Source organism: Bradyrhizobium sp. Kon10 (assembly GCF_055807395.1).
Genome location: NZ_JBVVOZ010000062.1, coordinates 1 through 11,270, shown reverse-complemented (window position 1 = coordinate 11,270; position 11,270 = coordinate 1). Strand labels below are relative to the sequence as shown.

The following is an 11,270-nucleotide window of genomic DNA, read 5'->3' as shown; positions in this document are numbered from 1 at the left end:
CTTCCTTTGTGGCGCCTCTCTACGCGACCACGTTAGGCACTTTTGATGCCGGTTCGAAGGGCCGTTCCACACCATCACTTTCGATGAGTTCAAGCGCCGGCTCGCGTTGGTTCACAAAAGAATCAATATGATGCAGCGAGCCCTACGTCCGTCGGCCCTGGTCCCTCGCGGGTTTGACGTGGAAAGCGCCTTCTGTGATGGCGCTACGACGGTGATCACCGGCGTCCCACGAACGGGACGAGTCTCTGTCCCGGATGGAGGACCAGTTCTGCGCGGATCCATTGCCGATATCAGCGGCGCCTCACCGATCTGCCGCTGGCGGGGCGGCAGGTTCGCCTGGTGGTCATGGCGCGCCGCTTTCGCTGCGTTACTGTTTTGTGCGATCGGCGAATTTTTACCGAGCGCTTCGATGACGGAGCTCTGGCATCGTGGGCGCGGCGAACGACCCGGCTCGATCTAATCGTCCATCACCTTGGCCTTGCCTTGGGCGGCCGCCCGGCGGCGAGTTTTGCCCGTCGACTTATGCTGCCCGTGAGCAACGACACATTGCTTCGGGTGGTTAGAAGGCACGGGTGTCCGCCCTTTGCTGCGCCGAGTGTTATCGGCACCGACCATTGGGCCTGGCGGCGCAATCAGCGGTACGGAACGATCATCTGTGACCTCGAGCCGCGACGACCGATCACTCTCTTACCCGACAGAGAGCCAGCCACTGCGCAGGCCTGGCTCGCGGGGCAGCACAAATTGCTGTGGTCGCGCGCGACCGCGGCGGTGGTTATGCCCTTGCTGTGGCCAAGGCACTCCCGCATGCCAGCCAGGCCGCCGACCGTTGGCATGGAGAACGCCAGTCACGCCTTCGTGGATGTGGTTCGCAAATCCATTCGCCAGGTCCGCTTCGCGGTCGGCTCCGCCACCATAAAGCCCACTTTATTGACCGCCGAGCGCATTCAATATGAGGGCTATCTTCGGAGAGAAGACACGAACGCGGCAATTCTCAAACAGGCTGAGACGGGCGTCTCCATAAAGGAGATGGTACCGCTCACCGGCCATAGCCGGGCCTCATCCGCAGGGTATTGCGAGGTCAGCGATCCGACGTGTTCAGGGTGCGCGAGAGCTCGCTCGAGCACTACCTACCATGGCTGGATGTTCAGTGGGCCGCTGGCCATTGTAATGGCGCCGACCTTTGGCGTCGCCTCAAGGCGCAGGGATTTAGAGGCTCGGTGCGGGTCGTTGCCGAATGGGCGACATGCCGTCGGCGTGCCGAAACGCCCGATGCTCAGAGCCTGCAGCGCGTACCATCCGCGAGAACGATCGCGCGCCTGATGACCAGGCCGCGATACGTTATCAAAGTCAGAGACCGTCACCATTGCGGCGATTGAGCAAGGCGTTCCTCTCCTGGTGGAAGCTCGAGAGATCATAGCCGCTTTCCATGCGATGATCCGCAAGAAGGCTCACGGAGAGCTTGAACCATGGTTGGAGCGAGCATGCGCAAGCCTCGTCATGTCTTTCGCCAACGGCGTCATCAAGGACAAGGCCGCCGTCAGCGCAGTGATCACGACGTCCTGGTCCAACGGACAGACCTAAGGCCAGATCACCAAGCTCAGACTGGTCAAGCGCCAAATGTACGGACGCGCCAAGCTCGACTTGCTGCAGGCTCGGCTAATCGGCGCCACATGACCAGTGCTGCACCAAAATATTGCGTCAGAGCCAATATTGCAGGCCGAATGACAATCTCGGCGACGATGAAGGACAGCGTTACCACTGTTGAGGGTTTCCTCGGCCCCAAGGCTCAGCTGTCTGGCGCTGGCACGATGACGGAGTTTGGACAGCGCTTCGGGAGGCGCTTGGGGACACGTTCGGCAAGATTGTCGCCCGAGCACGTGATCCCATCACCAAAACCAACAAAGAAATTCAACAGCGCCGCGACGCGATGAAGATCAAGGCTGTCGATGAAAGCAACCAGTGGCGGAAATGCGGCGCCAAGAGATACGTGCATATTTGCGCAGCCTCGATCCCATGGCCCTGCAAACGTTGCGCTCACAACCAAGAGTGCAATGCTGCTTGAAGCAATACTGGGCCGAGCCCGAACTGAGCGACTTCACGGGCCGCCTTGCTGATGTAGCCGAGAAAGTCGCAGCCGGTTCTTCGAATTGCACTACAGCGCAGAGATTGCTGACCTTAGTGAGATGGAAGCGGTGGTTGCCGAAGCGGACCCCGGGGTGCAGGTAGCGCGAAGCAGTTTGCAAAGCGCCCCGACATGCATGACCGCGAGTTTAATGCGCTCATGTCGCCGATAGAGCGAAGCGGTGGCGCGTCATGGTTGTTAAAAATCACGCAAGGGAATGGCGCCGAGTTGATTCAGGTGGTCGAGGTCGGCGAGGACGGCAAGGCAAGTTACCGCGAGGCCAAGTCCTCAGACATTTCTGAAGGCGCTTATTTCAAGGATAATCGCTGAATATCGCGCCGCCCGCGCGGCTTAATTTGAGAGAAAGCGAAACCACAAATGTCCGACCCGACGGGAGCTTGATTTAGGATGTCGAGCGTCCGCTTGATAGGATCGCTCGCAAATAGATCAAAGCCCGCTCCATCGCTTTTGGCTGGGGGCCTGGAGGAGCGATGGAGCGGGGTCAGGGGCTTCGATCGGCAGCACGAAGACGACGCGACCGAGATATCCTCGACACATTCCATTTGCGACTGTGATTCTGGCTTGTTGACGGCCGATGCATGGCGCTTGTGGGGATGAAAAGCAGGCATGCTTTCCAAAACAATCGCGAGTAGTACTGATCTCGCGCCCGACGCAGGTTCGTCCTTACCATAGCGGAATCTCGTTCGCACCCGCGGCGGGCCGATGCAGTGAGCGCAGATTGCCTAATAGGACACTTTGCAGGCTTTCCCGGGGGCGACCCGCCACCTCACCCTCAAGCGCGGGACGGCAAGTCGCGTGAGGAAATCGCACTGTCAGCTTGTCACCTAATAACGTGTACGATACCGCAACTCGGTCGACGTGTGTACCCACAGCTCCGCTGCCGGTCATATGCCTCTCACACGCTGTTTGCCAATCTTCGTGGATGACCTAAGAATTTATTCGGGGGGAGCTTAAAGAAAATCTCGCAGTCGCGAGAGTTCAACAAGATGATCACGTTGCAAGACCTCGGTTACCCACGGTGGCTGGGGTCTTGTGTGGATCTCGTAGAGGTGGCGTTGGGCCTCGGGCTTGGCCATAAACTCCCGCATACATTCGTCCAACGTGCCGTTACGGATCAGGTAGGGAACGCCGCCCCAGGCTTTAGGGACGCGCTCATTATTGATGGACGGCCATTTTCGCAAGGACGCAGGCGCGGTGAAGTCAATGTTGGTATCAGACACGCTTCGACTTTTTGCTCTTCTTCGCAGCCTTCTTTGACGGGCTCTTAGCCGACTCTTTCGGAGCGATTTTCTTCATCGCTTTCTTGCCTGTCTTCTTGGACGTCTTCTTCGCCGGGGGCACTGCCTTCTTAGTCTTTGAAGCTGCGACCGTCTTGCTCGCTCTTTTGGGCGCGCGCTTCTTCTTCCGGGAGACGATCGGCGGCGGCACAGCTGCAGCGTCGGTCGCTTCAGGAATATAGACCTGCTCGTTGGTGGTCCCGACAACCGCTTTGGGATCGGGCTTGAAGGCTTCCGCCGCCGCTGCCGAAGCACCCTCCGCAAGCTCCTTCACGGTGTCGCAAAACCCATCAAGTATCGACTTTTTAGCCATCCCGTCCTCCCCTGAGTCGCTGGGAGGATACCTCATTTTGCGTTCAACCTCATTATTCCGAAGAGATTTCGCCGCGCACGCGCTCGGCGCAAGGATTAATTATGACACCCAAACAAAGCCGCGCTGGCATACTGGCACTACGATGCCGGCATAAGGCACGGAGGCGAAGCTGCCCCAATCCATCATAAGGGAGTTTCCAGACGGGTTCAGCGACACGAAGTGCGCAGAACTCGCCTCACAGGCTGGCTCTTCCCGTTCAGACCGCCCTGACGTCAATTCATAAGCGCTTCCAATGCCGGCCATGGGGTGGGCCTTCGCGCCGGTGTCTCATCAGAAACCCTTTTAAAGCGGGCTTCAGTCACTGCCGCCTTTTGCGTTGAGCGCGCATTCATCGAGCGGTCCCGTCGGGAGATGATCCGCCTCCACGGTGCGGACTGGCATTCGGCGGAGAACCGACAGCTCGACTCATGAACGTCACCCGTCGCACGCTCGTCGTTTTCACCATCCGACTGTCTGACCCGAAGCAGGGGGATGCCGAAAGCGACAAGCTCGAGATCGTGCGGCAGATCGGAACGTGGTGATGAGTGGCTGCTATATGGGCCCTTCCCGCTATTCGGTACCTTCATCGCCAGGCCGTATCCTAAGTTCCATGACGGCGCCCTTGAACACATCATAACAACATGACGAGCACCGGCATGCTTCGAGCGAGGACAGCTTGTTAAGCCAACCGGGTTGCTGGGGTGATCAGAACCAGGAATCCATCAGGTGAACAACCTGGGAGCCCGCCGTATAAAACGCTTCCTGCGCTGCACGAAAGCGCTGGGCTTCAACAGCAGTGACCGGCAACGGCAGGTCGTTCTCCGCGATCTGCCCCAGTACGTACGAAGCCAAAACACTGCCAAACACAGTGCCTGGTGCGATTCCGCGGCCGTTATAGCCACTGAAACCGATGACGTTGCGGTCCAGCTTGTGAAGCCGGGGCAAGTTGTCCGAGGTCATTCCAATCATGCCAAACCAGCCCGTTTCAAACTGGACGCCCCGAAGTCCTGGAAAAAGCTTGTGCAACGATCTTTGGGCCCAAGCGCGGTGAATAGATCGCCCAATCCCCTCAAGCGCACCAACACTGCCAAACACGAGTCGCCCGGAGCGATCGAGGCGAAATGAAGAGAGGACTTCTCGAGTGTCCCACACACCCTGCCGCTCAGGCAGGATCGACTTTCTCAGATCATCGGGCAGAGAGGGCGTGGCAAAGTTGAAATAGGGCAGTTGAATTTGTTCCCGCCGTACCTCAGACCAAAGTCCTTTGCTATAAGCGTCCGTCGCGACGACCACCCAGTCGGCCTCTACAGATCCCCTTTCGGTGCCGACTCTCCAGCGGAAACCATTCTGTTGCGCCATGACGGCCTCACTATGCGTAAATATCCTGGCTCCCATCGCAAGCGCGGCCCGCGCTAACCCTCGCACATAAGCCAATGGCTGTATGGTGCCAGCTCGTTTATCGAGCAGCGCGCCGGTGTAGTCGCCACCGCCTACTTTGCTGCGTGTTGCCTCCGCGTTTAGCACCAAGACGGGCGCTCCACGCTTCTGCCACTGTTCGGCACGGGCCTCAACCTCCTCTAAGCCCTTACGTCCGACTGCACAATGCAAGGTGCCGGCACGTTCGACTTCACATTCGATGTGGTGCTTTTCGATGAGCTCGAATACCGTCTGCGGTCCGCGGCCGAGCTGTTCAAGTAACCGTTCTCCAAAAGGCGCGCGGAGCGCGGCCGGAAGCGCCTCAGGCATGAGCCACATGCCCGCATTCACGAGCCCGACGTTCCGCCCGGACCCGCCGAATCCTATTTCAGACGCCTCCAAAAGCGCGACACGCGCTCCACCTTCAGCGAGATGAAGGGCCGCCGACAGCCCGGTATATCCACCGCCAATCACGACGATATCCGCCGCAATTTCATCGGTAAGTGGAGCAGTTTGTGGCGCTGGTGGCGCAGTCAGCACCCACAGTCCGTGTGATCGCCGATTGTTTCGCATCCGCCAATCCTCTTACAAGTAGCTTCTTGATCGACCCGAGGTCCAGCAGCAATCGTGAATACCGGTGGCGGACCTCTCTAGATCCAAAACTGACGTGCCAGCGCCACCCTGCCAGGCAAATCGCAGGCCAAAAGGACAGTTCGTCATCACCCCGGAGATGGGGGCCGAGCTTCTAAGTTGTTCATCTGTTGAGGGCACGCGCAGCACCCACGCGGCGGTGCGCCGGAGCTCCGACTGCGCGAACAAAGCCAAAGCCCATCGGCGCTTGCTCTGGAACGCGCGTTTGTGCGAGACAATGGGTCCTCAAAGGGCAGTAAGGGGAGCACACCGTGACAGCCTCTCTTGATGGCGAAATTCGCGGCGGCCGCCATCATATGCAGGTCCGGGTCTATTTCGAAGATACCGACTCCGGCCAGATTGTTTATCACGCAAATTTCTTGCGCTTCATGGAACGCGGCAGAACAAACTACTTGCGCTTGCTCGGAACGAATCAGCAAGCATTACTCAAAGAAGCCAAGAACGATGCGCCCGGTGTTGCCTTCGTTGTGCGCTCGATGACAATCGATTTTCTAAAACCGGCGGTCTTGGATGACATTCTTGACGTCGTCACGGTCCCGCAAGAGGTGAGGGGCGCGTCGATTGCCTTGCTGCAGGAATGCAGGCGCGGCGACGATCTCCTCGTCGCAGCACGTGTACGGGTAGCGTTTATCTCAGCTGGAAAGGCGCAGCGCATCCCGAAGTCGCTGCGGCTCGCTATGGAGGGGCATAGATAAATCTGCCGCCCCATTCACGCCTTTGCCTTGCAGCGCGCCAACGAAATCAAGTCATCATGGCGGCATAAGTTAAAGCAAATGGGCTGCGGCAAACCCGCGGCGGCTCAATTGCACAGTCCAAAGCCGGATGAACCAGAAGCCGGCGAAGAACGAATACAAATCGGACTTCATCGGCTGCTTTGGTCACAGCGGACAGCGAAATCTACGTCAAGGATGACGGGCCGATTGGCGACTGGCGCGGCTATAGGGGCGTCTATGGAACGGAGATTTTGTCGGCGCGCCACCGCAAGTTAGAGCTCGACGACATGGCCAACCGGGTGTTCGACAGCACGATGGCTCAGTTCGCCAAGTTTTGAGCTTCGTCGTATCGCCTGTGAGCCGCCGGTCCCCCGCGTCGGGCAGTTTTGATTCTCGATCCGCTTGAGAGATCCCGTCTGGCTTGTTGAGTGAATCTCAATCGATCAGTGAGCGCAGCAGGAGAGTGATGAACAAGACGGTATCCAGGCTCGCGCAGGCAGTTGCGGCATTCCCGATCGCGCGACGGTCATGATTGGCGGTTTCGGAGGCGCGGGCGCTTCGGTCGAGCTGATCCATGCGCTTCTCGTGCGATTCGATGCGTCGGGGCGCCCCAAGCACCTCACACCAGTGAACAACAATGACGGCAACGGTCATGTCGGTCTTGCGGCATTGATAGAGCATGCGGCAGTAATTCGCGCGCGTTTCTCCAGAAAGTACCACGCCCTCAGATCGAAACTCGTTCCTCAGGGCACATTGGCCGAGCGCATTCCCGCCGGCCGCAGAATTCGAGGGCCAAATGTATTTGTAGGAGTGCTGGCTCAAGGCGGATTTTGCCCTGATTAAGCGGAGACCGCTGTCGGGAAACCCTGCAAGGCCCGATTCGATCGCGGCGATCTCCTCCTCGAGCTGCTGATTGACCGGCTGCAATCGAAGCCGTCAATCGCCTTGAGATCGACGGCCAGTGGTCGGCGATGCATGCGCAGGTCTTCTAAAGCCGCCGATCTCTTAGCGGCGCGTATCCTTCCACAATCAATTCGACCGCAGTCGACGGCATCCAATAGATGAATTCGGAAAATCAGACGCTCCGTCGTTCAAAACGCTGTGGTCAAAGTCTCGGAACCAGAGCGAAAATCGGCCCCGAGCGACATGGGGGTATCGGGGGCGGGGCGTGCATTCCAGCGTGCCACCGTCGGTGATCGGCACACCCATATCCGCTAGCCGTTTCGGGCTGCGCCCATGATCAAAGACCCTCTCGTGGTCGTTGCCGGTTCCGCGGTTCTCTGTCAGCATCGAACCACTCCAGCATCGAACCGCTCCTGCCGAGGCGAATCCCTTTCGGCCGAGGGTGTCTTCCCGGGCAGCTAGCGCGGAGCGGGAATTCCGAATTGCCAGGGCAAGACTTGTGCGCGTGTTCTTGGGCGGCATTCGGCCCATGGGCAAGACACGACTCTCCCGCATTGCAGTCATCCGGGCTGGACCTTTAGCTCAACAAAAAAGTACGGTTGGGGATCACCGGCGCATCAAAAGACACGTAGACAGATCTATAGCTTGCTATTTGGTCTAAGAAAAGATACGTTTGCGTATCTTTCGACAGCCAAAAGATATTAAAACAGATCACGCGAGAAAACAGATCATGGAGCGGGACTCAGAAGCGACCCACCAGCTAGGACGGCTCCTCCGTGACGCGAGGAAACAAGCGGGCCTGACTCAACAGCAGGTGGCCCAACGCGCAGGCATTTCCAGGCCACGTTACCGGGATATCGAACAAGGCGACGCTGCTGCGCGGGCGAACACGCTTATCAACGTCGCGCGCGCGCTCGGCATGGAGTTGATGCTGATCCCACAAGCAATGGTCCCTGGCGTCAACGCTCTGCTTCGCCCTTCCGACGACGAAGACCGACCGGCATTCACAACCGACACGGATGATGATGATTACCCAGGTCCGCGCCCCTAATACCATCCAGTCGCTCGACGTGCTTCTTCAAGATCTCAAGGTCGGAACGGTCGTGCGTACGCCAGGCGATTTCAACGCCTTCAGTCTCGACCCAGCCTATCGAGCCATGGAAAGGCCTCCGATCTTGAGCCTCTCGTTGCGCTCCGCCCATGGTGGCCTCCGTAAGGACCCGAAGCCTGTAGCGCACATGCTGCCGGCGTTCTTCGCAAACATGTTGCCCGAGGACAAGCTCCGCGAGGCGATGGAAAAACATCATGCGGGAGTCGTGAGGCAGGGAAACGACTTTGATCTATTGGCGGCGCTCGGCGCGGACTTGCCAGGCGCGGTGCGGGTCCTACCGAGCGACGGCGGCACCACGATAGCGGCTCGAGAAAATCCAGGCGAGATCAAAGCTCGGTTTTCCTTGGCGGGAGTTCAGATGAAGCTGTCTGTGACGAAGAACACGGGCAAGGGGGGCGGCCTGACTTTGCCAATCGGCGACGAGCAAGGTCAGTACATCGCGAAATTTCCTTCGACCAATCTGGTAGGATTGTCGGAAAACGAGTTCGCGATCTTGGCGTTATCCGAGGCCCTCGGAATGGATGTACCGGAACGCGAGCTTGTAGAAAAATCCGATTTCGAGGGAATACCCGAAGAGTTCAACACCCTGTCGACCGGCAAGGTCCTGCTGGTGAAGCGTTTCGACCGAGGACCCGCAGGCGGCCGAATTCACATCGAAGACTTCGCTCAAATCTTCGGCCGCCAGCCATCCAAAAAATACGATGACGCTTCGTACCACGACATCGCCTCCGCGCTGAATGTGGCGGTATCGACAGGAGCCGCACTAGAATTTGTTCGTCGACTAGCCCTTGCCGCGCTTGTCGGCAACGGCGACATGCACTTGAAGAATTGGTCCACGATATACCCGGGCGACGGTTGCACGCCGGCGATCGCCCCCGTGTACGACGTCCTATCGACCACCGCATATTTTCCAAAGGACAATATGGCCCTGTCGTTGGGCGGAGAGAAATCGTTCAAGGGTCTTACGCCGGACCGCTGGCGAAAGTTTGCCAATCGGGCGCGGCTGCCCGAACCGGCGGTCATCTCGGCCGTCGAGGAAGTCGTTTCGTCCGCGAACGATCATTGGTGGAATCTCCCGGAGCGGGATGTCGTTCCGACCGCCGTCGTCGAGAAGATCGATGCCAAAATCAGGGAGATGAGCTTGGTTCTAGATCCCGGGGACCCTCCGAAGTCTTTGCCTAACGCTTGAAGGGGGGGGCGCGAAATCGCTACAATTTGATACGTTTCCGCGAAGAGCGGCCTCGGCTCGTTTTAGTAGCGCAAAAAATCTGTTGCTCCAACCATCGGCTCAGGTCCCAAGGATGTTGAGGAAGAATCGAACGGGCATGCCGTCGGGATCGCCGGCGGCTCGTTGCTTATCCCTGGCTGGAAGCGCGCTTGCCTGGGCTGCAACACAAACGAAATAGCTGCCCTGAGATCGTCAGGCGAGCCAAGATGACATGTAGGCAGCTTGTGCGCTGTCCACGAATCAATTCCGCAAAATAGCAAATCACAAAAACCGCCTCAGGCTTGCCGTACGCCTACTCCGCTGAATCGGCGGCCGCTAGTTCGCTCATTCTTGCGCCATCTACGCTCACGGCATGTAGCACTGGCAGACACTTGGGAATGATCTGCAACGCAGAACCTGACGCAGCGTCCGGTTCACGCATTTCTTTCGGCACGAATGTTGTGACGCAGCTACAGCAATTCGCGCGCACGTTGTTAAGACGCACGAGGCTCGGGGCACTCAAGACATGAGAGTAGAAATGAAGAACTTCTTGCTTACGACTGTGAGCATTGTGGCGCTTGGCGCAATTGCGTCCGCATCCGGTGCAGACCTGGCTGCGCAGCCCGTCCAACCTCTCTACTCCAAAGCTCCGCAGCCTGTCGCGGCTGCAATTTACGACTGGAGCGGCCTCTACGTCGGTGTGAACGGCGGCTTGGGCTCAAGCTCGAATTGCTGGGACTACAATGGGCGCACCCCTGAGGGCTGTCATGATGCGACCGGCGTTACCGTCGGCGGGCAGATCGGCTATCGATGGCAGATCGGCCAGATCGTGCTGGGCGTTGAAGGTCAGGGGAACTGGGCTGATCTGAGCGGATCCAACGTCAGCATTGCGTTCGGCGATGTCGACCAGAGCAAGATTGATGCGTTCGGTACGATGACTGGGCAGATCGGTTATGCGCTCGACACCGTACTGTTTTACGCCAAGGGCGGCGTCGCAGTGGCGAGCAACACGTATCGAGTCAACTCCGCAGTCACGGGCGCGCAGTTTGCGGGCGCTGATAGCAGCCCTTGGGGTGCTACTGTGGGCGCCGGGATCGAAGTCGGTTTCGCGCCGAACTGGTCGGTAAGCGTCGAGTACGACCACTTGTTCATGCGGGATGCCGACGTGAACTTTGTCGTGGCTGCTGGTTCGCTGGGCGGCGACCGCATCCGCCAGGATTTCGATCTTGTGACTGCGCGGCTCAACTATAAGTTCGGCGGCCCGATTCTGCTCAAATATTGATCTGAAGTCGGACTGGTGAATCGAAGGCCCCGGCTAGACCGGGGCCTTTCAGGCATCGCGCGTGCGACGCGACTGGCGGGTGACCGGACGTCAGGAAGAGTTAGCCAGACCGCGGCGAGTTCATCTTCTGAGCTGAAGTCTAAGTCGATAAAGGACAGCGAGCATGTTCGTTTCATTCTTCCCTCGACCAAAGTTGTTCTTTGCGTCGTCAATTC

11 protein-coding genes and 1 pseudogene are annotated in these 11,270 nt (G+C 58.5%); 7 read left to right on the top strand and 5 right to left on the bottom strand.

What is annotated here, in order from left to right; translation table 11 throughout:
• Window positions 1–130: 130 nt before the first annotated feature.
• Window positions 131–1,674: pseudogene (locus tag AC0L2O_RS35550) on the top strand (ISL3 family transposase).
• A 112-nt stretch (window positions 1,675–1,786) separates the two neighbouring features.
• Here AC0L2O_RS35550 and AC0L2O_RS35545 read toward each other — a convergent pair.
• Window positions 1,787–1,993 (bottom strand): hypothetical protein, encoded by a 207-nt coding sequence (locus AC0L2O_RS35545; protein ID WP_473323545.1) that lies wholly within the window; start codon window positions 1,991–1,993, stop codon window positions 1,787–1,789.
• A gap of 261 nt (window positions 1,994–2,254) precedes the next feature.
• Here AC0L2O_RS35545 and AC0L2O_RS35540 point away from each other — a divergent pair, with 261 nt between their 5' ends.
• Window positions 2,255–2,452 carry a hypothetical protein gene (locus AC0L2O_RS35540; RefSeq protein ID WP_409192042.1) on the top strand — a complete coding sequence of 66 codons (198 nt, stop codon included), beginning with the start codon at window positions 2,255–2,257 and terminating at the stop codon, window positions 2,450–2,452.
• A gap of 641 nt (window positions 2,453–3,093) precedes the next feature.
• On the opposite strand, the gene AC0L2O_RS35535 is transcribed toward AC0L2O_RS35540, so the two are convergent.
• From AC0L2O_RS35535 to AC0L2O_RS35525, 3 genes are all read right to left on the bottom strand, one after another.
• On the bottom strand, window positions 3,094–3,363 hold the full coding sequence (locus tag AC0L2O_RS35535; RefSeq protein WP_409192043.1) for a hypothetical protein: 270 nt from the start codon (window positions 3,361–3,363) through the stop codon (window positions 3,094–3,096).
• Window positions 3,356–3,733, bottom strand: a complete 378-nt coding sequence (locus AC0L2O_RS35530) for a histone (RefSeq protein ID WP_409192044.1) — start codon at window positions 3,731–3,733, stop codon at window positions 3,356–3,358. The genes AC0L2O_RS35535 and AC0L2O_RS35530 overlap by 8 nt, the downstream gene beginning before the upstream one ends.
• A 744-nt stretch (window positions 3,734–4,477) precedes the next feature.
• Window positions 4,478–5,761 (bottom strand): NAD(P)/FAD-dependent oxidoreductase, encoded by a 1,284-nt coding sequence (locus tag AC0L2O_RS35525; RefSeq protein WP_473373029.1) that lies wholly within the window; start codon window positions 5,759–5,761, stop codon window positions 4,478–4,480.
• A gap of 329 nt (window positions 5,762–6,090) precedes the next feature.
• Between AC0L2O_RS35525 and ybgC the strand changes: the two genes are divergently transcribed.
• Together ybgC and AC0L2O_RS35515 are read left to right on the top strand one after the other, a co-directional pair.
• Complete coding sequence (gene ybgC / locus AC0L2O_RS35520; RefSeq protein WP_473373028.1) at window positions 6,091–6,534, top strand: tol-pal system-associated acyl-CoA thioesterase; 444 nt, start codon at window positions 6,091–6,093, stop codon at window positions 6,532–6,534.
• A gap of 179 nt (window positions 6,535–6,713) precedes the next feature.
• A complete protein-coding gene (locus AC0L2O_RS35515) occupies window positions 6,714–6,890 on the top strand; it encodes a hypothetical protein (RefSeq protein ID WP_473373027.1) in 177 nt (58 codons plus the stop codon).
• A gap of 97 nt (window positions 6,891–6,987) precedes the next feature.
• On the opposite strand, the gene AC0L2O_RS35510 is transcribed toward AC0L2O_RS35515, so the two are convergent.
• Window positions 6,988–7,479: a hypothetical protein gene (locus AC0L2O_RS35510; protein ID WP_473373026.1), complete on the bottom strand. Its 492-nt coding sequence runs from the start codon at window positions 7,477–7,479 to the stop codon at window positions 6,988–6,990.
• A gap of 706 nt (window positions 7,480–8,185) precedes the next feature.
• On the opposite strand from AC0L2O_RS35510, the gene AC0L2O_RS35505 reads away from it, so the two are divergent.
• From AC0L2O_RS35505 to AC0L2O_RS35495, 3 genes are all read left to right on the top strand, one after another.
• Window positions 8,186–8,506 carry a helix-turn-helix domain-containing protein gene (locus tag AC0L2O_RS35505; RefSeq protein WP_369726647.1) on the top strand — a complete coding sequence of 107 codons (321 nt, stop codon included), beginning with the start codon at window positions 8,186–8,188 and terminating at the stop codon, window positions 8,504–8,506.
• Complete coding sequence (locus AC0L2O_RS35500) at window positions 8,475–9,755, top strand: type II toxin-antitoxin system HipA family toxin (protein WP_473373025.1); 1,281 nt, start codon at window positions 8,475–8,477, stop codon at window positions 9,753–9,755. Before AC0L2O_RS35505 ends, AC0L2O_RS35500 begins: the two co-directional genes overlap by 32 nt.
• A gap of 556 nt (window positions 9,756–10,311) precedes the next feature.
• Window positions 10,312–11,055 (top strand): outer membrane protein, encoded by a 744-nt coding sequence (locus AC0L2O_RS35495; protein WP_473373024.1) that lies wholly within the window; start codon window positions 10,312–10,314, stop codon window positions 11,053–11,055.
• Window positions 11,056–11,270: the final 215 nt, after the last annotated feature.